The sequence below is a fragment of the Dyadobacter sp. genome (genome assembly GCF_017744695.1).
GTDB lineage: Bacteria > Bacteroidota > Bacteroidia > Cytophagales > Spirosomataceae > Dyadobacter.
Genome location: NZ_JAGIAS010000002.1, coordinates 426,173 through 452,411, shown reverse-complemented (window position 1 = coordinate 452,411; position 26,239 = coordinate 426,173). Strand labels below are relative to the sequence as shown.

The window sequence follows — 26,239 nt, the reverse complement described above, 5'->3', positions numbered from 1 at the left end:
TTGATGAATCTACTAGCTGCTTACTTTTCTAAAATGCCTTTCAACGTTTGAAGGCTCTCTTGCAGGTCTGCGCCGAGCATGCTGTCCATGATGGTGTTTGTCAGGTTCATCGGATAGGCGCTTTGTCCGCTCATTCCCCATGAAACTTTCGTTTGCGTCGGTGAAATAGCCTCGGTGGTCATTTCGGTCACGGCAACTCCTTCAAAAGGTTTGATAAAACGGACTTCGAGGTCGATCTTTTTACCCTCTTCGAGCACTTTGATTTCTTCTTCCCCTTTTCCTACATCGTCCTTCTGGCTGTCCCAGGCATACACAAAACCCACTGTGCCGTCGGTACCCTTGTAGTCCTTTTTCATATTCGGGTCCATCATGACCCACTTGTTATAATGTTCCTGGTTTTTAATGAATTTGACATAGTCAAAAACTTCCTGGCTGGGTTTGTTGATGGTGATCTCCCGCCTGACGCTGTACTCTTTGCTCACAAAAAGTGCTGCCACCAGTGCGAGTACAATGATGCCTGCAATGACAAACAGGATTTTCTTAATGATCTTCATTTCTGAAATGTTTTAGGTTATGGAATGAGTAATAAGTTGTTTATGAAATAATTGGGGCAAGGGCGGATGCGATCAGGCAGTAGCGAAAGCCTGCCGCTGCAATTTGTGGTAGTAGATATAGGAGACGGCGATCAAAACAAAACCGATGATAAAGCCTGCCCACATGTCGGGACCGTCGCCGAATGCGATGTGTGAGTAAAAAGCCCCGAACAAATCGTAAAAAATGCCTGCATAAGCCCATTCCTTGATTCTCGGATAGCCTGGAACGAGGATCGCAATGACGCCCAGGATTTTGGCAACACCCAGAAAAGGCACCAGGTAAGCCGGATAGCCAATACGTGTCACGTGTTCGACCGCCTCCGGTGCCGATATGGCATCGTACACGGCGCCAACGCCGACCATGACGGCCAGTAACCCCGTGACGACCCAGAAGATGATTCTTGTCTTTTTCATAGTTGATGTAGTTTATATGGTTATAGAATGGACAGGATTTAGAACGCTACCGGAGTACCCGGTTTCAGCATGACCGTCTTCCAGAATGGCCGCAGCATATCCGAAGTTTTCCAGCAGCCCGATGATACTGGTGCGGCACACTTCTGAACCTTCGCAACTGACCCGCAATACCTTATCGCAATCTTCGAGGTCGAAGCTGGCCTGGTAGCCGGTAAATGCAAGGCAAATCAGGTCGATTAGCAGTCTTGCCTGGCTTTGCTTTTCTACGCTTGTTTTGAATACCTCTACCATTTATTCCGATCAGTTTTGAAGGTGTTTTTGAACCACTCCGTCTGGCATTATTCCGATGTTACAAACTAAGCGGGTTCGGTCAAGAAAAAGGGATGTGATTTGCGACATTGTCAGGGGGTGATTGTGACAAAGGGAGTTAACCCCGCGTTGCACCGATTGATAACCCATAGCTTTCGCATGCTCAATCACGCGGGCTTGGAGCCGTTACTTCTGATACCTTGGCATTCTCTGAGCTTTTTGCGGGTATTTATTAACGGAAACAACGTGTCATGACAGACGACAGCGGAATGATCGGGCAGGTATTGGAAGCCACCCACTACCATGTATTGGCCGAAAGCACGGCGATGACGTACCGGGAAATATTGAAGGCCGTCCATCCCGACAAATGCAAACATCCGCGCGCACAGGAAGCCACGAACCATTTGATCGAAATCTTCCGGCATTTTACGAGCGGGTCCGGCTTCACCGACGATTCGGGCAGGTTCCTGACCAACGATCATTGGGTGCGCTTTCAGGGCGATATGCAGGTGGTCGCGCAGGCAAAGCGTAACCAGCAGGAAGTCGCGTCCGGAGCATCGGAGCATTTGCGGCGTTACATGCCTTACAGCTGGGATTCGGATTCCAGTTTTTGGTTTTCCCAAAGAGCGATACCGCTGTTGAACCTGACGTTGCCGCAGGACCATGTCAATTGGGTTGTTTCCCGGTTGCTGGAATTCTGTATGCTGCTGCACAGGCACACAGGGCGCGCACACCTGGGCCTCACGCCCGCGCAGGTCATGCTGGTACCCGAAACGCACGGGATCGCCGTAGCGGGTTTTTACCACCTTTCAACAATAAACGGACGGGTACAGACTATATCGGGAGCATACCGGCATTGGTACCCGGCGCAGATGCAGAGGGATAAAACAGCCACCGAAAATGCCGATCTGGAAATGGTGAAAAGGATAGGGGCTTACCTCCTCGGCGACCGATCGGGGCTGGGTACTTCTTTGCGGAAAACACACCACCGGGAGTTTGTGGATTTTCTCCTGAGCTCCGACGACGATTCGCTGGCTTGTTACGAAAGGTACCGCGAAATGCTCGACCGAAATTTTCCATCTCAATTCATACACTTAAATATTTGAAACAATGGGCTATTCCTCATGGAGTAATGACGCTTACGACAGCGTAAGCCGGGTACGCAGGACCCAATCGATTGACGACAACTTCACGCAAAACAAGCTGGGCGTGATCCATCCCGATCTTTCCCCGGACGGTGTCGATGTCCGTGAGTCGCGGGATTCGCAGTTGCATCCCGATTCGGTGCCGATCATCGTGGCGCTGGACGTCACAGGTTCGATGGGCTCGATTCCTGAAAACCTGATTAAAAACAAGCTCGGTGCCTTAATGAACACACTGATAGACAACGGTATTCTTGATCCGCAAATCATGTTCATGGCGGTCGGAGACCATATTTCCGACGATTATCCCTTGCAGGTAGGTCAGTTTGAATCCGGTACAATCGAGCTGGATGCCTGTCTTTCCCGGATTTTCATCGAGCGGGGCGGAGGCGGGCAGAACCGCGAAAGCTACCCGCTCGCATGGTATTTCGCGGCGAGACACACTTCCATTGATTCTTTTGAGAAGAGGCAAGAAAAAGGCTTCCTTTTCACGATTGGCGACGAAGGTTTCCATGATGTAATGGCTGCCGATCTGTTGCAGGCCAAATGCGGGTACCATGGAAGAGAAAATCTCCATGCGGCGTCGCTGTTGAACGAAGCGTGCCGTTCATACTTTGTTTTTCATATCCATGCCAATGAAGCCAGCTATCATAACGACCATTTTGTGTTTTCGCAATGGAAGGCCTTACTCGGCGAGCGTTTCCTCGTGCTCGAAGATCAGAACAATATTGCTGAGCTCATAGCCACCACGGTGGCACTGGTCAAAGGGGTGAATGCTGATGCCGCGATGCGTAGTTTCGATAGCAAAACACGGCAATCGGTTTCCAATGCGCTGGTGGCCGTCAAAGACTCACTCGTTCGCCGCGATCACGGCATTTCCGGCATTATCGCATTATAATGGGGAACGTTCAGATTGTCCTGGGAATGGGCTATGGCGATGAAGGAAAGGGTGTTTTTACGGATTACCTTTCCTTCAAGCTGGATCATCCGGTCGTGATCAGGTTTAATGGCGGCCACCAATGCGGGCATACCGTTATGCATGCAGACGGTCAGTTGCATGTTTTTTCAAACTTCGGTTCCGGTTCCTTCCGGGAAGTGCCCGTATTTTTTTCGCGGTTCTGTACCGTCGATCCCAAGGGCATTGTGAGGGAATCCGTGGCATTGCAACGATGGAGTGTCACCCCGGTATTGTTCGTGGACCCGCTGGCAATGGTTACCACGCCTTTTGACAAATTCTATAATGTAAGCGACCGCGCCAACCTCGCTCACGGTACCGTGGGTGTGGGGTTTGGTGCGACCGTCGAGCGGAACCAGGGGCCATATAAACTCTATGCACAGGACCTGTTTTTCCCCGCAGTTCTGGAACGTAAGCTCGAAGCCGTACGCGATTACTATCGGATCAGGTTCAGGGCCCGCGGGCTGGAAAGTTGTCTCGAAGCGCTGGAACTCGAAATCATGCGGTTGGACCAGTTTTTTGCGGATGTGGAAGCCGCCCGGGACACAGTCCGCCTGCTGACCGAACGCCGGCTGTTCGAAATGGGTTTTGAAAACTATATTTTCGAAGGCGGGCAGGGGATTTTACTGGATATGGATTTTGGTATCTTCCCGAACGTCACACGGTCGAATACGACGAGCCAAAACGCCTTTGAAATACTTCGCCGCAATGGCCTGCACGCGACTCCGACGGTTTATTACCTCACCAGAGCCTACCAGACGCGGCACGGCAATGGCTGGATGTCGGCTGAAAACTTTCCGGTTTCCCTGATTAACAACCTGCACGAAACAAACAGGCCGGAAGGGTACCAGGGGGCATTTCGGACAGGAATCCTCGATACCGACATGCTCAGGTACGCGTTGCAATGCGACGCCAGTTTTGCAGGCGACGCAGAAAAGCAAATGGTTATATCCTGCATGGACCAACTGACGGGTTATCAATACCTCTCGGGAGGGAATGTTCTGACCGCGCCAACCCGGGATTCATTTTTGAAACAGATTGCGCTTTGCGACAAGGTCTGGACGAACGACGGGCCAGGTTCCGAAACAATAAGGCAGTGGCGCTGAGGATTTTGCCCTTTGTCAATTATTGTTGCCTGAACATACTGGAAGGTATCGCAAATGGGTCGTACTTGTAATATGGTTAATACTTTTAATACTATTATAATGGCCAGGATAGCATCATTTCCGGCAATCCAGACGTGTTTCCACTCCGGCCGGACGCTGCTCAAATCCCCCACGCAGTGACCATGACGTTCCTCGGCCCGCCGTAGTCGCGGTGCTCGCAAAGGTAAATCCCCTGCCAGGTACCCAGTGCAAGCCGGCCGTTCCGCACGGGGATCATCACCGAACTTCCCAGCAGCGACGCCTTCAAGTGCGCCGGCATGTCGTCGGAACCCTCGTAGTCGTGGCGGTAATCGGGATCGTTTTCGGGAACGGATTTATTGAAATACATTTCAAAGTCCATGCGTACAGTCGGGTCCGCATTTTCGTTGATCGTCAGCGAAGCCGAGGTGTGCTGGATGAATACCTGGCACATCCCGGCTTTGATTTCGCTGATCGAGGGTAATGCATGAAGGATTTCCCCCGTAATAAGATGGAACCCGCGGCTTCTTGCTTTGAGCTGAATGCCTTGCTGAAACATTTTCATAGAATGCATGATCGCTGTTTAGCCCGCAAGAAAGTACAATTCCACCTATTTTTACATGTAGCGCATGCCCGGATACCCGAGTAATCTCCGCCAGAGGGCGATTTGCCCGATGATGTTCGCCTCCCGGTAAATCGAGAACGTGATCAGTTCATACAGCGACAATGAGAACTCCGGACCCATATCGATGCGCCGTTCCAGCTCTTCTTCGCTTACATTGCTCAACAGTTCTTTCAGGATGGGGGTGATTTTGTTCCAGTCGTCCTGATATGATGCGATCGACGGATATTCCACGCCGTCCTGAATACCCTTGAATTCCTTGAACAGTTCGTCGGCCTGCTGGTGCCCGTCGTAGCCGAGGTGCCGGGCGAGGTCGAAACGTTGCTCCACGAGCGCGCCTGCGAGCCAGCCAATATGGTTAGCCTTGGTATCCAGTCGCTTTTGGGTGTCCTCGCGGGAGATGTTTTCTGTTACAAAAACAAAAAAAGGCGTTTGCAAGTTGTACAGGCTCACAATGCCCTGCATGCGGGTGCTCTTTACATTTTCCATGTTTTCAGTTGAAGGTTAAGAGTGATTATTTTTCAGTTTCAATGACCGACAGGATGTTTCCGGCCGGATCTGTAAACCAGGCGATGGTAGGGCCGTTGCCCCGCATGATGTTGTCGGCGTCTGTTTTGAACCCCGGCCAGTCGTAACTTTCGAACTTTACACCTTTGGATTTGAGTGTTTTAACCACCTCTTCGATGTTCCTGACAGGGAAATTGAGGACGGTAAAAGTCGCTGGTTCGTGGTTCGGTTTTTCATACAGGATCACTTCGTAACCTCCGTGAATGTGCAAATGGAGAACCGGCATTTCCTGTTGCTGCGATACCTCTATTCCGAGTACTTCGCCATAAAACTGTCGCGCTTTGCTCAGGTCGTCTACCGAGTACCCGCTGAAAGCTTTCGTTTGTCCAAACATAGTTGTGTAGATTAGTTGTTGATTGAAATAAAAAGAATCTCAGGCCTCTTCGCTGACTGGTACGTTGTTGGTGTCATATTCGGGCGCTGGTTGGCGATAAACGAGCGACAACTTCCGGTACGCAGCCGATTGCATGGCGATCAGCGTTACAATGAGGCCGACAATACCCGTCACGATAAATAAAAGTGCCAGGCCGCGAGCCGTGCCGGTCCCGAACCAGGAGCCGATCAGCCGTACGCCGGCACCGGTAGTCATGAAGGGAATGAAAACAAACTTGGCAATAGGACCGATCATGAATGCGGTGATCGGCGAAGCGGCCTGTTCAATGCTTTGCGCAAACCCGAATACGCGCCCTTGCCTCTCGTGCGGGATCACCTTTTGAAGGATCGTCTGTTCGGTCGCTTCCACGACTGGGATCAGGCAGAGGTAAACGAACATGCCAATACCCAGCAGCACGATCGACGACTGAATGGGGAACACCATGCAAATCAGCCACATCACGATGTTGGCCCTGAACAGGGTTTTCAAAGGCATTTTTCCCAGGCCCCGCTTGGCTACCACCAGTCCGCCGACGATGAAACCGAGGCTCAGCACGCCCCACAGGGTTCCCCAGGCCTGCACCGATACGAGGGAGAGGCCGTAAGCGTCCATCAGGGACATGAAAACGCCCCCGAGAAAGTTGTTGAACGTGTTGAAGAAAATCAGTCCGAAAAGCCCCGGGACCATACCTACGGCGGCAATGGTACCACGGATATCGATGTGCTGCATGTGTGAATTGGTATGAACGACTTCTTTTTCAGGAATCGAAATGGTGAGTAAATGCAGGATCACCAGGACGCTCAGGCCCACAGCGAGCACCATCATCCACAACACACCCAGGTAACCGATTACGAGACCACTGAAAATCGACGCCACCAGGAACGATACCCCGTTCGCCGTACCGACCATTCCGTTGGCCTTGTCGCGGTTATCTTCGTCGATCAGGATGGTTACCACAGTGGATAATGCAATGGAGCGGATGTTTCCGGTAATCGCCCCGAAAAGGCAGAGCGTTATAAAAAGCCATAGGTTCACGCTCGAATCGTCTTTGAAAACAGCTTCGGGCGTGGAAACATAAACGATCAGGGCGAGGATGTAGAGCACCAGGGTGAGCGTGGCCGAGAGCATCATCGAGGTCTTTTTCCGGTACCTGTCGACGATTGACCCCAGGAAAAAGCCCGAAACAGCCACCGTTGCGAGGTAAACTCCGGCCATGACCGACGTGGCGAGTACCGACCGGGTTTCGAGATAGACCCAGAACGTGACGGCAAACCAGACAAACGTATTCGTAAGCGCGGCCGCCAGTGAGTTGGCTAAAACCGCATAAAACGTTTTCATAACGATATGGATTAATCACCGGATTGTCACCGGCTTGCGAAGTGTTGATACAAAAATACGGCCAGCCCGGTTTGTTTCCGGGGTGAGTATAGGACAATTTACGGGTGAAATGAGACAGGATTCGGGAAATGTGCCTATGGGAGCTTCTGAGGGCTATTTTTGAGAGCTTGTTGATATGACTCACAATGAGACTCACAATGAAATTTTCGAGTTATAATATCTACAACAAAGAAGCCCGACGGGTGCCGGGCTAAATGTTCAAGAATTTTTAAGCTACTTGGCTGGTTTATTCCAGAAAGTCTGGCTGGTCCAAAACCCGAAACCGAAGGCAGCTAGGACGACGCCTACAATGGTCATCCAAAATGTTATGTGCTCAAACTCAGTTGTTTGATTCTTTAACGTGTTAATTCGCTCGTTCAAGTTGTCGATAGCTGCGCTCTTGATTTTTAGCTGTTGCTTGTTATGGTCGATTGAATCGAGCTCGGCAGAATACACCGCGAACTTCCTCCTAATTGCGTCTTTCTCGCTCTTGGTTTTGCTTTTCTGCTTGATGAATCCTCTTTTCGAGTAACTCGATATCTAACGAGACAAATGCTACCTGTTCACGATATTTTACTCGTTCGAGTTCTAGATCATGACGTTTATTCATTGGATACACTATCGAAAACGCAACCATGACAATACCCAAAGTGAATGAGTATTTAAACAAGTTATCCCCGGAAATTAGGTTGGCTAAGGGCTCCATTACTATTTTTCGGAAAATGTCTCGGCGAGCTTTCCTTTGTTAGTTTGCAAGATATCCATTGATCCGTCAAAATCTTTTATCTTTGGTGCAATTTTTTATGTAATGTATCTACTTCTATATCAGTGACATTCAGTTGTCTTGCTGTTTCTTTGTCATAACTTCCGCAAGACTCAAGCGCCCACACTAGCCCGAGTATTCCCAGGCTCCGTACTCCTCTTGATACGACAGCTAAAAGGCCCTTTGATTGCAGATTCAATTTGACAACGTTTCGGTCGATGTTCTCGTTCAACCGTTTGGCACTCATCATAGAATTTCGAATTATTGTCCTTTAAGAAGGTGGCGAATCCGCGACCGACCGAAATGTCCGGCATCATTTGTTTGCCAGCCATGCCCTTGTCGGGTATTTGATAGCCAACTTTTTCAAGTGCCAAATATAGCCGTGCATACATTTCCGATATGACAGAGAAGTGGTCTGGCGGTAGCTTATGATAGTTGTCTTTATACCGTTCAATGAAATTGGGCAGAGCGGTTCTGTCGATTTTTCCATGGAAGCCCTTTTTGCGAATAGAAGGCAGCACCTCGCTAAAAAGCCATTCTTCAAATCGTTCTGCACTTTCTAATTGTGACTTGATTATTAGCCGATAAACATTCGGCTCATTGATCAAGGACATGTTTTGCATAGGCGTAAATTTGTTCGTAGTAGCGACCTCGCGTTTCACGATGCCGCTTGATTTACAGTGCCTTGCATTAGCGTCGTTAGTATTTGAATACCCGAGTACCTTCGCGACGTCAATTCCTACAAACCAGATTTTCCCGTCTATCTCAACGGTTCTTATCTCATTCAACAGGTGCTGTTCCTTTTGTTCAAACTTAAAAATCTGTACTTGCATATATTTAGGGTTTTGTTTCCTAATATATACTTGTATACATCGCGACCTTATCAGTTAATCTCAATATTATTTAACGGTCAAAAACAGCACCCGACGCATGAGAGGTTCGAACTCTCGTCTCCCCGGTCTGGCCGGGGCTCTTACCTATTCCGTGGGCCTACCCATCCATTACGAATGCGCCGGTGTGCTATTGCAAAAGTAATGGAACTTTGTAGCTTTGCCGAACATCGGTTTTATCTCTGATGTGGAGGTTACGTGTAGCAATCAACTTGTTGCACGCAGAAAGCCAGGTTTCTATGATTCCTGGCTTTCTGCGTGCTTGCCCAGTCCGATGTCTGCAAAATTAGTACGAGCAGCTGTTTACAGGCATAGTTCTCCTGGTTCGCACGTCAGCGACGGGTTGATAGCTATTCTTGCTTCATGAACATCCCTTAACCTGTCATAGTTATACGGGGCGTTTATCAACTTAATAGTTGTTGTATTGTTGACCACACTTACAATGTTGGGTCCATATGACAGGGTAACTGGCGGAAATTCTGTGTTGAATTGCATTGTCACCATTTTCTCGACGGTTCTCGTCTCCCCGATCGCCATGTCAAATGCAACAGGATTTGCCGCAGGAGAACCAGGAGGAGGCCATCCACCAGGGCCAATGAGATCATCATGAAGTGGTGGGTAGGGCGGGTAAGCCGGCGTAAGACTATAGTCCATAACCTCGTATCCTCCCACAGGCAGAAATGATGGATTAGCGACCCTCTTCACGTGAACTCTAATATTGTATTGCATAAATATGTAAGAGCGGCCCGATCCCCAACCATAAAATTTGGCGGCGTTAATTGGCAATTCAACATTTGGATCTGATGGGAAAACTGTCCTGACTACCTGTGAGGTATTGTTTCGCAAGAACTCCACCTTGACAATCTCAAATTCACAAGGAAATGCACGTGGTGTCCCATCGATGCGTTTGCAGTTAACCACTGGATCCGGATTGGGCAAATTGTGATCCTGGCAGGAAAACGCCATGGCTGTTACAAATACGGCAGACATAGCTGCAATCTTGATAAGGGAATAGTTTTTCATTTTGCAGAGCGGCAAGGTTGATAGAAGTTACAAAATAGAAGTAGCCGGCAACCAAATGTTAAAATGCCCAATCAGGGGCTTGCCACGTTCCTTGATTAAGTATCTGGCAATTGGCGTTGCTTTCGCAAGTTGATTCAGGTACAAACGACAGTTTTGCCTCTTGAATGTCTCTTCCGCGATTGTAGTTGTAGGGAGTGCCAGAAAGTTTGAGAGCCGTTGTGTTGTTCACGACTCCGATCATCATTTCCGCGTCATACACACCACCCAGAATCTCGTAATCGAAACCGAGGGTAACCAGCAACTCGGCTGTCCGTGTTTCACCCACTGGCATATCGAAGTTAACGGGCCTTTTGGCGGGAGAAAGTGGCAGGGTATTTCCCGCCGACTCCACGACACCGGGCTCGGCAATGATGTCGTTATAAACAGGCGGGTATCCGGGCACGATCGGAGCCATGCGGTAATACACCAATTCGTAACCACCCACCGGCTGAAATGAAGCGGGTGCAATCCGTTTCACATGTACGCGCACGCGGTACTGCATATACACACTCGAATGCATCGAGAGCCAAAAGTACGCCTGCGACGCATTGATAGGCAATGCAACCTTGGCGTTACCAGGTAGAAAGGTGCTTACTACCTGGTTGGTAGTACCGCGAAGGAACTCAAGTTTTACAATTTCAAATTCACAGGGGAACGCGCGGGCACCACCCTCTACGCGCTCGCAATTAGTAACAGGATCAGGGTCTGGATTGTGGTGATCCTGGCAGGAAAAAGCCATAACCGTTGTAAGGACGGCGGACAAGGCTGCGATTTTGATAAGGGGATAGCTTTTCATTTTGCTGAGTAGTAAGGTTGACAGAAGTTACGAAATATAAGTAACTGTAAGTCAAATACTACTCGTGCCAATCAGCTGTATACGTCCGGCAACAGAAGGAGACGGGTCTGCAGAAAATTTGTTGTAGTACTGGCTGGTAAAGAAGTGGAAAATAAGTAGGTTATGGCTCAGGAAAGGCTAATTCGATTTAGTTTACCGGTATTCATTAAAAAAGGGCTTTATAGGCCTCTGATTTATTAGCAATTCTTTTCCACCCACTCATATAGGTAATCTATTGACATATCCATGCTTTGTAGGTTTGTCCGAAGGTGCAGCGCAGGAATTTCCTTCTCCTGGTGTCGGAATACAATAGTTCGGAAGCAACCTGGGCACTTCCACTTTTCGTGAGAACCATCCTGATGGCGGTTCTTTTTGCATCCGTGCGCTTCAAGAAATCGAATCCAATCCTTTACTTTTATTGGCCTGTTATTCCCCAAATCTACGCAGCAGTTAAAATTGAAGTTTTTACCTGCTCTGGGTTGTCGAAGTCTTGCAGCACACCATTTTGGTCGATAAATGCCTTTGAGAACTTTTTCTTAAACATTGGCTCGGCTTCCCATCCAAGTTTATTAAGTTCCCTGTGTCGTTGTACCTCCGGAAGTTCAAACAAGTCGATGAAGAATGTCCCAAGGGTCTCTCTCAATGATTCCATGGCTTCCGCTTCGGTATGGCCATATCCAGAGACGTTAAGGCTAGGCACGATACTAACTACAAAATCTCCTTGCTGCCCAGTGAAAACCTTTAATCTCCCTGCCAGGCCATCTTTCGACACTCTCAGATTTTCGGGGGATGTCTGCTCGGAATCTTTTCCAAAATTCATCTCAATGGAAGTTTTTGGATTATCCTGTCCTTTTTTACTTATCATTTTGGGTTCTGGCGATAACGCATTTTAACACTCGCAATAATAACACAAAACGAACGAAAAGGGTTAATTTATTTGCAAATAAAATGTTAAAAATCAGCCTGTTAGGTGATTAATCGTTACTCAAAAAAGTTATTATAAATAACTAATAATGTGGGAGTTGTGTGAAGTGTTGCGTATATCCCGTTGTTGGGGGGACAATACGCGCGAATTTTATCAAAAGGTAGCTGTTCACTGATATCTGGTGTTCGTTCATTAATCAAGTAGCACTCGACGCATGAGAGATTCGAGCTTTCGTCTCCTCGGTCATGGCTCAGGCATCTTAAAAAGACAAAAATCACCCATTTTATTCAGCATGATCTTTGTCTTTTTATTTAATACTAAACCCCAGATGCAATAACTTTGGGCACGAATTTTAGCCTTGCTTCTGCTTGATCCCGGAAAAGCGTGTAGCTATATGGCACGTTTCTGAGCTTCTTGGATGTTTCAACGTTCTGAACAATAACCCAGGTGGGATTTACTGGGTAGACAAATAAGCCAGTCGTTTTGTCGGTAGTGTATTGGCCTTGAAAGCCTGCCATAATGTCGTTGTACGTAAATGTCCCTCCGACCGGCACGTCTATTGCAACCTGATCATATCGATCATCATCAAGAAGGAAGCCGAATCTGCTATCTCTCTCCGCCTCTGGAAAACGGGGGTCCTTGAAGGATTGGATCGTCGACCGAAATATATATATGTTGGATCCTGCCGGGGCGGGTGCTATGCGCTTGACCGTAATCTTTGCAATAAGTCCAATCGAAAAGAGCGAACTGGCAGAGCCGGCAACAAATTCATACTTGAATCGCTCCTTTATTACGAGATTAGAGTCATTTGGTGTAACTTTTCCATACAGGTTCTCATCTGAAACTGAGCCCCTATAAAATGCGACTTCTACAATTTCAAATTCACAATCCACTGCTCGCGGAGTATCGTCAATGCGGGTGCAATTTGAGACGGGATCAGGATCTGGAATATTATGATCTTGACACGACAAAGCCGTAGAAGTAAGAACAATAGTTGCCATTGAGGCCAAACGAAGCAAGGAAAAGAAACTCATGTGTAAAGTGTTTGTTTTTCCGAAGTTAGTAAGTAACTAAGTATAAACAAGATTCACGCTATATCGTGATCCTCTGGCCTTTTAGAAATTACTCTGTCAGTTACCTGTCGCATTTGGAAGTACTTCTTAATTTTGTAAATTGGGATTCTTCTACTTGGTTTTCCTAATGTAGAGGGGGGGACGGCACATCCCGGTGTGCCCTATGACAATGGCCCGGAATCTATGACTCCTGGCTATCTTGTTTTTTAGGGATTAGAGCGCTGAGGAACTGCTGTGTTTGTTCGTACTCAAACGACCCGAGATACCTCTCGGTAGTTGCGAGGCTGGAAAGGCCTAGCCCCTGTGAAATAAAGGCCAGAGGGACTTGCGCCCGCGCCAAGGTGGTGGCATAGCTATGCCTAGCCTCATAAGTTCTAATTTTTGCTTGGATCCCGAGTTCTTTAAGAATCACCACGAGCATCCGGTTAACGCGGCGCGTTAGACTGTAGATTGCTAAATGAATTTGCTTTTCATTCATGCCAAGACTTAGTTCAGGAAAGATAAAGTCGTTTCGACCTCCGTTAGGCCGCCCCCATTTCCTGATGATTTCCAACGCTTCCGGCATTAAAGATATAACCGTTTCTTGCCCAGCATTTTCCTTGGTGGTTCGAGTCTTTCGCCTGATGAAGGAGATCTGATTATTTATTAAGTCTACGTTCCTCCATTTAAGTCGAGCTAAATCAGTCATATTCATTCCCCCGCAGAAGTACGAGAATTTCCATACGTCCATAGCGTAGTTCCTTCTGGTAAACTTGCTTGAATACCCCAGTACCGCCGAAATGACGTCGCTTGGTAGAGCCTTCTTTGTATTTTTGCCTTTAGGGATGCGATATCCTTCTCCTCCAAATGGATAATCTTCTTTTGGGAGGATTTTGGCCTTTACAGCTTCGTTGACAACTTTCTTGATTCCACTCATGTAAAACGAAACGGTTGTTTGTCCTACGGGTCTCCTCGTTTTTGTCAATGGTCGAAACCCGCCATTGTCAAGTAGGTATTTCTCGTACCGTTTCAAAAAATCCTTATTCACTAAGACGAAGGGTACTTTGGGATTCGATTTATTAGTTATACCGGTGTCGATGACGAACCTTTCGATGCTGTTCGCGGCAGATCGAAATATAGTGGCGCGAGTATAGTTTTCTTGATCAGAAAGCAATTTTTCTTGATCTCGTAACGCAACTATCAAATCATTTGGAAATACGGCAGGATCGTGCCTCTCCGTCAGCAGCAGCGCCTGGAATTCTTCGAAAGAAAATCTATGCTCGATTTTCGAGATTGCGATCTGAGCTTTCCGAAGCCAAGAATCCTTTTTATCTCCTGTCAGTTCATCAAGATATTCACGACCGTAGATTTTGTTCCAAAGATTTCGAAGGCTCTCATCGCGCACCTTACCCGTCAGACCTGATTTGTGCTTGTTTAAAAACTCGATCTGTTCGTCAGTGAGAATGAGTCCGGTGGAAAACTGCTTCTGTTTCGCATTGTAATAGACAGATAACTTTACTGACGCGTGTCCTTCTTTGATCCGGCGCTTGTCGAAAAATATGGCTACAGTAGGTAATTTCATACGTTTGGAGGTGTTGTGATAGCAAATCTATCACAAAAAACTCACAATGAAAGGTTGATAATTGTGCATATACCCATTATAACTGAGCATATACTAAAATTATCAAATGATTGATTTTAAGGTGTTTATTTAATTTTTGATACGTGATAATACCTGATATTATCATATGGCAAAGTTGCGGGTATGATTGTGCCAAAGAAAGCCCCCGACAAACAGAAGCAAATGCCAAAGAAATGAAAAACCCCGGCAAAACTGCACTGCCCCCAAAAAGTTAGACACTTTTTGGGGGCAGTGCAGTTTTGCCGGGGTTTAAACTATTTCGGATCCACGCGCTGATGCGCGGCTTTTGGAGCACTATATTGAGTGGGCGTTGCCGACTGGGTAGTGGCTGGCCCCTGTTGCGGTACTGCCTGGCCAGTGGTAGGTTGTGTAGTATTTGGTACAGGCGAGGTTTGCGTCCCAGGCGCATATGTACCAGGGGCGGGCGCTCCCACGCCGGGCGTCCCGCTTGAAGGAATCTGCTGCATTTGTACCTGCTGAACTTGCCCCGGGGCAGCCGCGGATTGTTGCTGTATCAGTTGCTGTTGGTAGCGCTCCGGCATGGTCCGCGGGTCTTGCGAGGTATTTACTTTGGGGACCGATCCCTGCTGGGTAACGGGGCGCGAGTTCACTTCAAACCCCAGATCCTGCACTTCGGACATTTTCTGGACGGGGGCTACGGCCGGTGCGGGTTGCACGATGGTTCCGAGCTGCCCAGGTGCCTCGGGCGCTATCTGGCCGGTCGGCCTGGGTTTGAATGTAGCGACAGGGGCTGACTGCGCGCCGGAGTAGGCCCTCGGGACTTGTCCCGTTGGCGCGGGTTGTCTTACCTGTGCTTTGACATTGTCGATGGTAAACAGCAGGCCCGCAGCGGCGGCTACTGTCAATAATCTGGATTTCATGTGCGGCATAGTTCTCAAATTCAAGAGTTTCAATGACGCTAAGGTAGGTACTAAAACCATTCCATGAAAATCAAAGCCCCATTTCCCTTCCTTCGATGCACTGTTGCATTGGCGGCAGGCTAATCCGGAAGAAAGTGAAATGGGGCTTAATTCATCGACTGTTAGGCACGATCCCAGAAGAATGGGGGCTCTACGCCCAGCGCACGCAGGTACACATAGCCTTGCGCACGGTGGTGAACTTCGTTGTCGATCAGGTAAAGGATCGTGTTGTAGATCGTGTTTTCGTACATTCCGAATGCAGCTTCCACTTCGTTGAAGCGCTGCGCAGGAATCTGTGGCCACAGCGTATTAATGTAGTCTGTTACCAGGTCCCAAAGGTTGAGCACTTCCGCTTTGGTGGCCGGAGCAGGAGTCGAGTGATCGAGGACCGGCTCGCTGAAAGTCCAGTCGCCAAAAGCAATACCGCGGATACCGGGAGCGGCCAAGCCTATCATCTCCATGGTGAGCTGGGCGTAAGTACGCATGCCGCCGATCGAAAAAGTATAAAACTGATCCTCAGGAAATGCCTCGATAACCTTCCGGCTGACCCGGCGGTGGCCCTGCCAATGTTCCAGAAGTGCCTCAGCAGTAATAACGGTTGTGGGAGCTGCCAGTTCTTGTGCGGTGTTGTTAGTTTCCATGTCAAAGGTTTTTAAAGTTTATTGTTTGATTACATTACAAACTAAACATCACCGAGTGACAGCAGTATGTCAGCAGCATTTTAGCGCTGCTGAAAAAAAATGGTTTTATTTCAAAACCTTCAAATCCGGCCCGAAACGATAGGTTTTTCCCTTGGTTGTATTAACCGACACTACCTGGTTACCGTAACGCAGCCTGCATTTGTTTCCGGCTTTCGAGCGGACGGTCAGGGCTTCGAGCCTTCCATTTTTCCAATCCATATCCATTTCAAAGCCGCCGCGTGTGCAAAGCCCGGTAATGCGTCCGGTGGGCAATGCTTTCGGTAATGCAGGCAACAGGTTGATTTCGTCGAGATGGCTTTGCACCAGCGTTTCGAGGATACCGGCCGCGCCACCGAAGTTACCGTCGATCTGGAATGGCGGGTGGGCGTCAAACAGGTTGGGGTAGGAGCCCCCGCCGCTCATTTTCTGACCCGCGTCGTACACCGGGTTAAAAAGCTTGCGGATCATGGTATAGGCATGTTCGCCGTCCAGGAACCGCGCCCAATAGTTGATTTTCCATGCCAGGCTCCATCCGGTGCCGTCGTCGCCACGGTAATGGAGCGATTTCATCGCCGCTTTAAGGAGCTCGGGCGTACCGGCCGGGGTGATTTCCTGGCCCGGGTACACGCCCCATAAATGCGAAACATGGCGGTGGTGGCTGGTCGTGTCGTCGATGTCGGTCATCCATTCCTGCAACTGCCCGTAACGGCCAATCTGGTTCGGCGCGATTTGCTTGCTCGTTTCAGCCAGTTTCTGGGCAAATGCGGCATCCGTTTTTAAAATATCAGCTGTTTCAATACAAGCCTTGAATAGCGCACGGATAATCTGATGGTCCATGGTAGGGCCAGCGACGAGCCCGCCATTCTCGGGCGAGTTGGAGGGTGAACTGATCAGGAAGCCTGTTCCAGGATCTTTGACCAGAAAATCGAGGAAAAATTCGGCCGCTCCCTTCATTAACGGATAGGCTGTGTTTTGCAGGAATGCCTTATCCTGCGTGAAGCGATAGTGTTCCCACAAGTGCAGACTGAGCCACGCACCGCCCGTCACCCAAATGCCGTGGTTGGACGCATTGATAGGCGCCGCCCCACGCCAGACATCCGTATTATGGTGCAAAACCCAGCCCTTTGCATTGTAATGCTCTTTCGCTACTTCCGCCCCTGTTTGAGAAACATCTTTTACCATTTGAAACAAAGGCGCATGGCATTCACTGAGGTTGGTCATTTCCGCAGGCCAATAGTTCATCTCGGTGTTGATATTTACCGTGTACTTGCTATCCCATGATGGATTGAGCTTGTGGTTCCATTTTCCTTGCAAATTGGCCGGATGTGTTCCCGGACGGCTGCTGGAAATAAGCAGGTACCGTGCGAACTGGACATACAATGCCAGTAACGCCGGGTCGTCGGGTTTACTTTTGAACTGGCTCAGGCGCTCGTCGGTAGGGAGTGGGGAGGCGTCGCTGGCTGGAAGATCCAATGCGAATCGGTTGAAAAGTTTTTGGTAATCGGCGGAATGGACGGCGAATGCCTTTTCGAAAACGGGTGCATTTCGGAGGATTTCGGCTGTTTTTGCAGCGGGGTCGCCACTTATATTTTTGTAGTCAATGTAGTTGGTGGCAGCGGCAAGTACCAGCGTCGCGTGGCTGGCCTTTGCAATCGACAACTTTCCGTCGGCTTGTTTTACCTCTCCATCGGTAATAACTTTCAATCGGGCAATGCCATGTAGCGTGCCTTTATCGACGTAAACCTCCAATTCAATCTCTTTTTCAGAAACATTGACTTCCTTTTTCGCGTGAATGGCATCCATACGCACGGTGAAATTCAGTTTGCCTTTCTGTGAGCTGGTCACCCGATAGTAAATGGCTTTTGCCGGATAGCTTGCAAACGCCTCGCGGGTATAGCGGACGCCGCCGGACTGGTAACTGCTTTTGACAATGGCTGAGTGGAGGTCAAGTTCGCGTGCGTATGTGCTATGTTGCGCGTGGCCCGGAAAGTCGACATACACATCTCCAAATGCCTGATATGCCATTTGTCGCATGGGCTGGCTCATAAATTGCTCATTGGCCAGTTGCTCTGCTTCTTTTTGTTTGCCCTCATGGAGCATGCGGCGAATCTCGCCCAGGTATGCGGATGCACCCTTGTGTGCGTAACTTCTTGGCTCGCCAGTCCATAGGGTCTCTTCATTAAACTGGATCTGGTCGGTTTCGACACCCCCGAAAATCATGGCGGCCAGCGCGCCGTTTCCAATGGGTAATGCTTCTTCCCACTGTTTTGCAGGTTGTTTATACCAAAGTTTTGACTGGACGCTGTTTTGGGCGCGGCATTGAAAGATAATGAGCGTAAGAAAGGTAACGGTCTGAATTAGAGGCTTCATGCCGGTGATGGATTGAGTGAACAAAGACGCAGTTTTTACAAAATAGACTGCTGTTGCCTTGCTGACGTGTTTTTGGCCGCAACGCCCGTACAAAAAAGCCCGGTAATGCATGGTATTTCATGCAACGCAACTAGTTTTTTTCATACCATTATACTACCTTATTAGCCGTTTACCTTACACTGTGCGTGCCACACTATGCGAGTTTGTGTTTCTAAAATCGGGCTGGATGGCATCAGGGATTTGCGCACGATGTTCCTGCATGAAAACCATTTTCAGTTCGTCTGCAATAAGTGCCACGACTATGGCTGGGCGGATACCTGGCTGTTCAGGATCGATAACGTCCGTGTCGGCTATGGTTCCGTCTGGGGGACCGACCGCCGGCAGGACCGTGATACGATCTTCGAGTTTTACCTGCTGCCCCAATACCGCAAGCATGCCAGCATTGTTTTCGAGGAATTTCAAGCGCATTGCAAGGCAATCTGGATCGAAAGCCAGAGTAATGACATTTTCCTGACCACCATGCTGTACCGTTTCTGCGAAACTTCCTTCGCGGAGGCGATCCTTTTCGAAGACAATTTTCAAACATCCTTTGAAGTCCCGGGCGCGATTTTCCGCAAGCGCTCCGAGTACGACCCCATGGATGGCGACGAAAGCGACTACGTGATTGACGTGAACGGAGAGATCGTGGCCAGCGGGGGGGTGATGCTCAACTACAATATTCCCTATGCCGATATTTATATGCAGACCCGGGAGTCGTATCGAGAGAAAGGTTACGCGACCTATATTGTGCAGGAGCTGAAACGAATGGCGTACAAAATGGGACGCGTGCCCGCGGCCCGGTGCAATATCGGCAATCGTGTTTCGCAAGCAACCTTGGAGAAAGCCGGTTTCAGGGTTTGTGGTTTCAGGTTAAAGGGGTTGATCCGCGTTTTGGAAGAATAGCGCTCGGGCGTTGCATGCCGCGCAGTTCCACTGCGGCATTCCATGCCGGGCACGCTTTTTGAAGCTATTGGGGTTCAAATCAAACAACTGAAACCATGGCTACTACAACAAAGGGCAATACCAAAGAAGCCTCTTCTAAAATGAAGCCGCATACTGAAAAAGGTACGTCTGCCCAAAGCGCTACTAAAACGACAGCTTCAAAAGCAGCTCCGCGGAAAGCTACTACTTCGAAAACGACCACGAGCAAAGCGACCGGAATCCGTAAAACTGCTGCCGACACGACTGCCGCGGCGCGTACCGCAGGTAAAAAGGCGTCGACGGGTTCAAATACTGCCACACGCGACCACGATACGATCCGCGCCTGGGTGGAGAAGCGTGGCGGTGTGCCTTCGGTCGTGAAGGGCACCGCGAAGAAAAAAGATGGAGACGGCATCCTGCGCATCGATTTTCCCGGTTATAGCGGTGAAGATTCATTGCAGGAAATCAGCTGGGAGGAGTTTTTCCGGAAATTTGATGAAAGCCAACTCGAATTCCTCTACCAGGAAAAAACAGCGGACGGCAAAGAAAGCCGGTTCAATAAATTCGTTTCGAGTAATTGATGCGAGGTCAGCTAATGCATTTGTCAGCGCAGTCGAAGGCCGTCGCTATGAAGGCCTTCGACCGCCGGGCGGCCCCGTCCGCTCAGGCTGACAATTATAACGTCCAGAGGCTATCCGTAAAATAGCCCTTACAATCCTGGAAATGCTCCACCACGCGGAAACCGTTGGTTGCGGCCACTTCCTCGATCTCGGTCAGGGTGTATTTCTTTGAAAGCTCGGTCCATATCAGCTCGTTGCGGTCGAAATCGTAGCATTTATCGGTGTGCCGCACGTGTACTTTTTGGGGTACCAGGCTCACCAGGTAACTCCTTACTTCGCCATTGACCGGATTGTAATGCGAGTAAAAATCAAACTGGTTTGTTTTGAAACTCCCGCCCAGCTCGCGGTTGATCCGATGTAGTAAATTGATATTAAATGCCTTGGTAATGCCTTTTGGATCGTCGTAAGCACAGCGGACAGTCGCCGGGTTCTTTTGCAAATCGAAGCCGGTGAGCAGGTAGTCGCCGGGGTTCATGCATTTGCGGAAATCTGCGAGCAGGCTGTTGACCTCGTGGGCTTCGTAATTCCCGATGTTGCCGCCCAGGAAAAGCAGAAGACTCGGGACGCCCGATGCGGCCAGTTCCTCCATCATGGAAAAGTAGTTGCCGATCATCGGACTGATCTTCAAACCGGGCAAATGCGCGTGCATATTGGCCGTCAGCTCTTCAATGGCTTTGGCGGAAATATCAATAGGCACATAGGTAAAATCGACCTGCCGCTCGACGAGTTTTTTGAGCAATTGCCGCGTTTTAATGCCATCGCCCGCCCCGAATTCCACGATCTGGAACGGGCCGTTGAAGTCCAGCTTGCGGATGATATTTTCCCCTTGCAACGATAAGATTTCGAACTCGCACGCTGTAGGGTAATATTCCGGCATTTTCATGATGTCCTGGAAAATGCCGCTGCCAATATCGTCGTAAAAGTATTTACTCGAAATGTGCTTCTGTGGTGCGGACAGCCCCTTATGGATGTCTCTGGCAAAAGTTTGAATGTCTGTCATAACGATTGATTTATCGCGCGAGCCGGATACCCGTGTATTGCCAGCGCTCGTGTGTGTGAAAGAAATTACGATAAGTTTTGCGGGCATGTCCAGGCGAGGTCGCTACCGACGAGCCGCGAAGCACCATTTGATTCACCATGAATTTGCCATTGTACTCGCCTACTGCCCCTGGTGCTTTGGAAAAGCCCGGGTAGGGCAGATACGCGCTGTTGGTCCATTCCCAGCGCTGACCCCAGTCGAGGTTGGCGGAAGCGATTTCCCATTCAAATTCAGTAGGTAACCGCATACCTTTCCACTGGGCAAATGCAGCGGCTTCGAAAAAGCTGACGTGGCTCAGAATAGCAGCGGTGTCCACTTTTTGCAGGCCGTCCATGGTAAAGTAATGCCATTCGCCGTCGATGCGGTGCCAGTACATTGGTGAAGAAATCTGATTTTGATTTACCCACGACCAGCCTTCATCCAGCCAGAGGTTGAAATCCTGGTAACCGCCTGCTCCCATGAATTCGATGTACTCACCATTGGTAACGAGTCCTTTGGCGATTTCAAACTCGTGCAGGTAAACCTTATGCCTGCCCAGCTCATTGTCGAAACAAAACCCTTCACCGTAGTGGCCGATGTCGTAAATGCCCTCGGGAATGGTCAGGAAACCTGTTCTGGCATTGCGACCGTTTACCATGTTCTGTCCTGCGCGGTAAACGGGAAAGAGCGGGTTATGGCCCAGAATGTATTTGATATCGGTGATCAGAAGTTCCTGATGCTGCTGCTCGTGATGAAGACCGAGTTCTGTCAGCGCCAGGATATCCGGATCGGTGAGGTCTTCGAGGAAAACGTCCATTTGCTCGTCCACATACCGGCGGTAGGCGTACACCGCTTTGGTCGTCGGACGTGTCACATTTCCGCGATCGGTGCGGAGGGTGCGTTCGCCCACATTATTGTAATAGCTGTTGAACAGATAGTTGAAATCGGGATCGTAAACGCGGTAATCCGGCACGTGGGGTTTGAGGATGAATGTTTCAAAAAACCAGGTCGAATGCGCCAGGTGCCATTTGGGCGGGCTTACGAACGCGACGGGCTGCGGTACATAATCTTCTGTTTCGAGCGGCGCACAAATGTGTTCGGTATGCTTTCTGACATGGTGAAATGCTTCCCTAATGCCGGTGGTTTCCATTAGTTGCATAGTTTTTCAGATCGGTGATGGAATGGATATTCAAGGATTGTGCCTGCGCGCGACGCATCATCAGCGCGTAGGCATTATTGAAGCCGATTGGCCGGAGCCATTGCAGCTTATACTGTTTTAGAAATTCACTTTTAACATAATCATAAACCTTTTCGCGGTCGCCGCCGAGGCCGCTCAGCAACCGACGGCCGGGTTTGAGAATGGCCAGCAGGCCCGTGCCCGTGTATTCGGGATACATGTCGATCTCGGCGTTATTCAATGCATCGAAGCAGATTTTTGTACCGCCCAGGCCCGTTTTGGTAACCGCTTTGAGATCGGTATTGCCCTCGATCAGCTCCTTGTACATCTGGATAAGAATGTACTGCTCGGCAAAGATCTTCGAACCCAGGCGTATGGTGCCTTTGTTGCCGTTACCCGCCGGTCGGTAGAGGTTTTTGGAAACCAGAAAATCATGCGCGACGCGATCGGGCGACTGTTTGAGGTAATCGACGCGATAGTTCAGCTCCGTCATGACCGAGTCGTTGATAAAACCCGATAGTTTTTCCAAAACAGGCTGTAATTCAGGATTTTTCTGCAAAACTTCCGTTCGGACAACCGGTGCCGCGTAATAAGGCGGGAAAATATGCTGGTCGTCATCCAGCGTCACGAGGTCGAATGCTTTCAGCCGGCCGTCGGTACTGTACCCGCTGATGACGTCCAGCTTTTGCTCATATGCGGCTTTGTACATCACCGCATCGCTGATCACGACCGTCGGGATATCCAGCCCGTATTTCGATTTCAGTCCCAGATAGCCATCTTCGCGGCCCATAAATTCGGGCGTGAAACCGGCGAGCAAGGCGCCTTTGGTATAAGGTATAAGGTAAAATGAGGAAAGAAAAAGCAGCAGAACCGGCAGCATGACCGAGATTTTGCGCATTCTTTTCAAACCTGTCTTTTGAAGTAATGACAGCAGGAAGTCGAACAAAATGGCGAGCAATGCAGCCGGAATGGCCCCTGCCAGGATCATTTGCGTGTTGTTCAGTGCAATGCCCCCGAAAATAAATTCGCCTAAACCGCCTGCCGCAATGTAAGCGGCCAGCGTCGCAACGCCCACATTAATCACCGTGGCCGTACGGATTCCCGCGAGAATGACCGGCATCGCCAGCGGAAGCTCGACGCTCGTCAAGATCTGCCACGAGTTCATACCCATGCCCCTCGCGGATTCGGTAATGGCCGGATCTACGCCCGTAATGCCAGTGTAAGTATTGCGGATAATGGGTAGTAACGCATAGAGAAACAACGCGGTAATGGCAGGTAGGGCGCCAATGCCCAGCAACGGGATCATAAAACCAAGCAATGCGATGCTCGGAATCGTTTGCAGCACGCCCGCGATGCCAAGCACGAGCCAGGCAGCTTTTTTCCGTCGTGCGATCCAGATACCCAGGGGCAATCCGACGGCAATCGCGATGAGCAGCGAAATGCAGGTGAGGCCGATATGCGCCACGGTCTGGCTCCACAGCTTGCCGGACTGCTGCACCATAAATACCCATAAGCTTTGCTGGTCCTCCATTATTCCTGTGCGCTGAGGCGTTCGTAAATGCGTGAAATATCGTCGAGTTGCCGGCCAATGAAGGCATGGACGAACTCATTTACCGGCCTGTAAAGCAAATCGCCGGGTTTGCCTTGCTGAACAATGCTACCGTTATCCATCAGACAAATATGGTTGCCCATTTCGAGGGCTTCCTGCACGTCGTGCGTGACGAGGACGATCGTTTTTTTGCGCAATGCGGGTAGTTCCCGGAAGTCCTTGCGCACGCTCGCGCGTGTAATGGGATCGAGCGCGCCGAAAGGCTCGTCGAGCAACAGTACCGGCGGGTCGGCGATTAATGCTCGGGCAATGGCGACGCGCTGTTGCTGCCCGCCGCTGAGCTCGCCAGGGTACTGATTTTTGAAATGCGACGGGAGTTTGAGCTGTTCGAGCAGGCGGTCGGTGTGAGTGCCAATGTCGTTTGCCGGCCAGTTGAGCAACTTCGGAACCACCGCAATGTTCTCGGCAACGGTGTAATGCGGGAAGAGCCCATTGCTTTGGGAAACATAACCGATTGATCGCCGGAGCACTTCCGGGTTTTCTTCGGAGATGTTTTTACCGCGGATTTCGATCCGGCCGGAAGTGGGTTCTATCAGCCGGTTGAGCATTTTCAGCGTGGTGGTCTTTCCGCAACCGCTTGTGCCCAGCAACACCATTGTTTCGCCTTCCCCGACCCGAAAGGAAACATCTTTGACAGCCTCAATACCGTTGAAATGTTTGCAGATGTGGTCGGCAATGATCATGATGTTTGCTAATGGGTACGTGGTTCAGGTTTGCAAAGAATTTGCATATTCCTTTTGTACATAATTAAGAAGGAAAACGATCCATTTTCATGGAAAAAAGCAATGCATGCTATGATTCGAGTGTCATGAACAGGTTGTTCAGCGACTCGGCATAGGTCGGATGCGCAAATACGCCGTTCAGGATCTGGTCGTAGGTGACGCCGCCGATCATGGCCATTTGCAGGATCGTGACGATCTCCCCGCCTTGCTCCGCCAGTATCGCCGCCCCGAGAATCCTGCCTGTTTTAGCGTCTACAACTGCTTTCATCATTCCCCGTTCATCGCCCGTCTCGATGGAACGTGCCACGCTATCGTTTTTCAGAACTGCTACTCTGACGTCGAGCCCTTTCTCCCGCGCTTCCCGTTCGGTAATGCCCACCCGGCCGAGCTGCGGGTCGATGAACATGCAATATGGAATGAGCCGGTCGGCGATACTGATTTGTTTTTTCTTAACAACTTGCTGAATGATCAGCCGGTAATCGTCATAGGAGACGTGTGTAAAAGCAGGCCCGCCCTTGACGTCACCCAAAGCGTAAATGCCTTCCGCCGAGGTTTCCAGTTGTGCATTCACCTTTATATATCCCTTCTCATCAACTTCAATACCGGCCACTTCAAGGCCAGATTCACCGAGCTGCGGCTTGCGCCCGGCTGCTACGAGTACGTGCGTACACGAGCGCCGGCTCCTGATCCCGCCGGTCTGGAGCGTTGCGGCGATAACATTCCGGCTTTGCGAGAATTGTATGGCCCTGGTGTTCGTGAGTATTTCAATGTTTTCCTGCGCAAGGATTTTCACGACTTCTTCGGCAATATCCGCATCTTCTTTCTTCAAAATCCGCTCCGATGGCTCAACGAGTGTCACTTTGCTGCCAAACCGTGCGAACATTTGCCCGAACTCCAAGGCAATATATCCGCTACCGAGAATAAGCAGATGCTCGGGGATTTCGGATAGCTCCATGATGGTGGTGGAAGTGAGGTAGGGGATGTCGTGAATGCCTTCGATATCGGGAATAACGGGTTGCAGGCCGGTATTAAGGAAGAACTTGTCAGCCGTGAAAGTTTCCGTACCGCCCTCCTCCAACGAAACCGTAATCTCCTTTCGACCACTGAATCGGGCCGTACCATAAATCAGATCGAGGCCGGCGGTGTTGAGGATACGCTTTTCGGAGTTGCCGCGCATGGTGTGGACAATGCTATTCTTGCGGTCGAGGATTTCGTCAAAATCCACGGTAATGCCACCAACATGCACGCCGAGGCTTTCGTTGTGCCGTACCGACCAGACGGCTTTTGCCGATGCCATCATGGCTTTGGTAGGGGAGCAACCGTCATTGACACAGGTCCCGCCGACCCATCTTTTTTCAATCAAAGCTGTTTTCAGGCCTGATTCGGCCAGTTTGCGGCAAAGCGGTGTGCCTGCCTGGCCTGCACCGATCACAATCGCGTCGTAGTGTTTCATAAAAGAAAAGATTGGCTGTCGGCAACCATCATAGAAAGCCGTTTCGCCCCGGATTTTACGTATAG

At 49.8% G+C, this 26,239-nt stretch carries 27 protein-coding genes; 5 read left to right on the top strand and 22 right to left on the bottom strand.

Going from position 1 to position 26,239, the window contains the following annotated elements:
* Positions 1 to 20 precede the first annotated feature (20 nt).
* From J7619_RS09470 to J7619_RS09460, 3 genes are all read right to left on the bottom strand, one after another.
* Positions 21 to 554 (bottom strand): SRPBCC family protein, encoded by a 534-nt coding sequence (locus J7619_RS09470; protein ID WP_291197298.1) that lies wholly within the window; start codon positions 552 to 554, stop codon positions 21 to 23.
* Positions 555 to 626: 72 nt separating this feature from the next.
* Entirely contained in the window at positions 627 to 1,007 is a 381-nt protein-coding gene (locus J7619_RS09465) for a DoxX family protein (protein WP_291197296.1), read from the bottom strand.
* A 12-nt stretch (positions 1,008 to 1,019) separates the two neighbouring features.
* The gene (locus J7619_RS09460; protein ID WP_291197294.1) at positions 1,020 to 1,298 is read right to left on the bottom strand and encodes a hypothetical protein; all 279 of its coding nucleotides are present in this window, start codon (positions 1,296 to 1,298) and stop codon (positions 1,020 to 1,022) included.
* A 269-nt stretch (positions 1,299 to 1,567) separates the two neighbouring features.
* On the opposite strand from J7619_RS09460, the gene J7619_RS09455 reads away from it, so the two are divergent.
* Genes J7619_RS09455 through J7619_RS09445 form a run of 3 tightly spaced genes read left to right on the top strand, consistent with a single transcriptional unit; the run spans position 1,568 to position 4,519 of the window.
* On the top strand, positions 1,568 to 2,422 hold the full coding sequence (locus J7619_RS09455; RefSeq protein WP_291197292.1) for a hypothetical protein: 855 nt from the start codon (positions 1,568 to 1,570) through the stop codon (positions 2,420 to 2,422).
* A gap of 4 nt (positions 2,423 to 2,426) precedes the next feature.
* Complete coding sequence (locus tag J7619_RS09450) at positions 2,427 to 3,356, top strand: hypothetical protein (RefSeq protein ID WP_291197290.1); 930 nt, start codon at positions 2,427 to 2,429, stop codon at positions 3,354 to 3,356.
* Positions 3,356 to 4,519 (top strand): adenylosuccinate synthetase, encoded by a 1,164-nt coding sequence (locus tag J7619_RS09445; RefSeq protein WP_291197288.1) that lies wholly within the window; start codon positions 3,356 to 3,358, stop codon positions 4,517 to 4,519. The genes J7619_RS09450 and J7619_RS09445 overlap by 1 nt, the downstream gene beginning before the upstream one ends.
* Positions 4,520 to 4,679: 160 nt before the next feature.
* Here J7619_RS09445 and J7619_RS09440 read toward each other — a convergent pair whose 3' ends face one another.
* The 14 genes from J7619_RS09440 to J7619_RS09380 form a co-directional block, all read right to left on the bottom strand.
* Positions 4,680 to 5,102 (bottom strand): secondary thiamine-phosphate synthase enzyme YjbQ, encoded by a 423-nt coding sequence (locus J7619_RS09440; RefSeq protein WP_291198299.1) that lies wholly within the window; start codon positions 5,100 to 5,102, stop codon positions 4,680 to 4,682.
* Between the two features lie 51 nt (positions 5,103 to 5,153).
* Positions 5,154 to 5,648 carry a DinB family protein gene (locus tag J7619_RS09435; RefSeq protein WP_291197286.1) on the bottom strand — a complete coding sequence of 165 codons (495 nt, stop codon included), beginning with the start codon at positions 5,646 to 5,648 and terminating at the stop codon, positions 5,154 to 5,156.
* Positions 5,649 to 5,673: 25 nt separating this feature from the next.
* Positions 5,674 to 6,060, bottom strand: a complete 387-nt coding sequence (locus J7619_RS09430) for a VOC family protein (RefSeq protein WP_291197284.1) — start codon at positions 6,058 to 6,060, stop codon at positions 5,674 to 5,676.
* Positions 6,061 to 6,099: 39 nt separating this feature from the next.
* Positions 6,100 to 7,437: an MFS transporter gene (locus J7619_RS09425; protein WP_291197282.1), complete on the bottom strand. Its 1,338-nt coding sequence runs from the start codon at positions 7,435 to 7,437 to the stop codon at positions 6,100 to 6,102.
* A 915-nt stretch (positions 7,438 to 8,352) separates the two neighbouring features.
* Complete coding sequence (locus J7619_RS09420; protein ID WP_291197280.1) at positions 8,353 to 9,072, bottom strand: BRO family protein; 720 nt, start codon at positions 9,070 to 9,072, stop codon at positions 8,353 to 8,355.
* A gap of 360 nt (positions 9,073 to 9,432) precedes the next feature.
* Positions 9,433 to 10,152 (bottom strand): hypothetical protein, encoded by a 720-nt coding sequence (locus tag J7619_RS09415; protein WP_291197278.1) that lies wholly within the window; start codon positions 10,150 to 10,152, stop codon positions 9,433 to 9,435.
* 58 nt (positions 10,153 to 10,210) lie between these two features.
* Positions 10,211 to 10,987, bottom strand: coding sequence for a hypothetical protein (locus J7619_RS09410; protein WP_291197276.1), 777 nt, complete (start codon positions 10,985 to 10,987; stop codon positions 10,211 to 10,213).
* Between the two features lie 236 nt (positions 10,988 to 11,223).
* Positions 11,224 to 11,463 (bottom strand): type II toxin-antitoxin system HicA family toxin, encoded by a 240-nt coding sequence (locus tag J7619_RS32235; RefSeq protein ID WP_409012716.1) that lies wholly within the window; start codon positions 11,461 to 11,463, stop codon positions 11,224 to 11,226.
* 2 nt (positions 11,464 to 11,465) lie between these two features.
* Complete coding sequence (locus tag J7619_RS09405) at positions 11,466 to 11,891, bottom strand: hypothetical protein (RefSeq protein ID WP_291197274.1); 426 nt, start codon at positions 11,889 to 11,891, stop codon at positions 11,466 to 11,468.
* Positions 11,892 to 12,268: 377 nt separating this feature from the next.
* Positions 12,269 to 12,985 carry a hypothetical protein gene (locus J7619_RS09400; protein WP_291197272.1) on the bottom strand — a complete coding sequence of 239 codons (717 nt, stop codon included), beginning with the start codon at positions 12,983 to 12,985 and terminating at the stop codon, positions 12,269 to 12,271.
* Between the two features lie 220 nt (positions 12,986 to 13,205).
* The gene (locus tag J7619_RS09395) at positions 13,206 to 14,585 is read right to left on the bottom strand and encodes a site-specific integrase (protein ID WP_291197270.1); all 1,380 of its coding nucleotides are present in this window, start codon (positions 14,583 to 14,585) and stop codon (positions 13,206 to 13,208) included.
* 314 nt (positions 14,586 to 14,899) lie between these two features.
* On the bottom strand, positions 14,900 to 15,526 hold the full coding sequence (locus J7619_RS09390) for a hypothetical protein (protein ID WP_291197268.1): 627 nt from the start codon (positions 15,524 to 15,526) through the stop codon (positions 14,900 to 14,902).
* A 161-nt stretch (positions 15,527 to 15,687) separates the two neighbouring features.
* Positions 15,688 to 16,206: a DinB family protein gene (locus tag J7619_RS09385; protein ID WP_291197266.1), complete on the bottom strand. Its 519-nt coding sequence runs from the start codon at positions 16,204 to 16,206 to the stop codon at positions 15,688 to 15,690.
* Between the two features lie 105 nt (positions 16,207 to 16,311).
* Positions 16,312 to 18,615, bottom strand: coding sequence for a glycoside hydrolase family 95 protein (locus J7619_RS09380; protein ID WP_291197264.1), 2,304 nt, complete (start codon positions 18,613 to 18,615; stop codon positions 16,312 to 16,314).
* 195 nt (positions 18,616 to 18,810) lie between these two features.
* Here J7619_RS09380 and J7619_RS09375 point away from each other — a divergent pair, with 195 nt between their 5' ends.
* Both J7619_RS09375 and J7619_RS09370 read left to right on the top strand, forming a co-directional pair.
* Positions 18,811 to 19,557, top strand: a complete 747-nt coding sequence (locus tag J7619_RS09375) for a GNAT family N-acetyltransferase (protein ID WP_291197262.1) — start codon at positions 18,811 to 18,813, stop codon at positions 19,555 to 19,557.
* A 95-nt stretch (positions 19,558 to 19,652) separates the two neighbouring features.
* Complete coding sequence (locus J7619_RS09370; RefSeq protein ID WP_291197260.1) at positions 19,653 to 20,156, top strand: hypothetical protein; 504 nt, start codon at positions 19,653 to 19,655, stop codon at positions 20,154 to 20,156.
* A 94-nt stretch (positions 20,157 to 20,250) separates the two neighbouring features.
* Here J7619_RS09370 and J7619_RS09365 read toward each other — a convergent pair whose 3' ends face one another.
* From J7619_RS09365 to J7619_RS09345, 5 genes are all read right to left on the bottom strand, one after another.
* The gene (locus J7619_RS09365; RefSeq protein ID WP_291197258.1) at positions 20,251 to 21,195 is read right to left on the bottom strand and encodes an L-histidine N(alpha)-methyltransferase; all 945 of its coding nucleotides are present in this window, start codon (positions 21,193 to 21,195) and stop codon (positions 20,251 to 20,253) included.
* Between the two features lie 10 nt (positions 21,196 to 21,205).
* Positions 21,206 to 22,363, bottom strand: coding sequence for an ergothioneine biosynthesis protein EgtB (egtB, locus tag J7619_RS09360; protein ID WP_291198297.1), 1,158 nt, complete (start codon positions 22,361 to 22,363; stop codon positions 21,206 to 21,208).
* Complete coding sequence (locus J7619_RS09355; protein WP_291197255.1) at positions 22,344 to 23,921, bottom strand: ABC transporter permease/substrate-binding protein; 1,578 nt, start codon at positions 23,919 to 23,921, stop codon at positions 22,344 to 22,346. Before J7619_RS09355 ends, egtB begins: the two co-directional genes overlap by 20 nt.
* Positions 23,921 to 24,682, bottom strand: coding sequence for an ABC transporter ATP-binding protein (locus tag J7619_RS09350; protein WP_291197254.1), 762 nt, complete (start codon positions 24,680 to 24,682; stop codon positions 23,921 to 23,923). Before J7619_RS09350 ends, J7619_RS09355 begins: the two co-directional genes overlap by 1 nt.
* Positions 24,683 to 24,791: 109 nt before the next feature.
* Complete coding sequence (locus tag J7619_RS09345; RefSeq protein ID WP_291197252.1) at positions 24,792 to 26,174, bottom strand: mercuric reductase; 1,383 nt, start codon at positions 26,172 to 26,174, stop codon at positions 24,792 to 24,794.
* Positions 26,175 to 26,239: the final 65 nt, after the last annotated feature.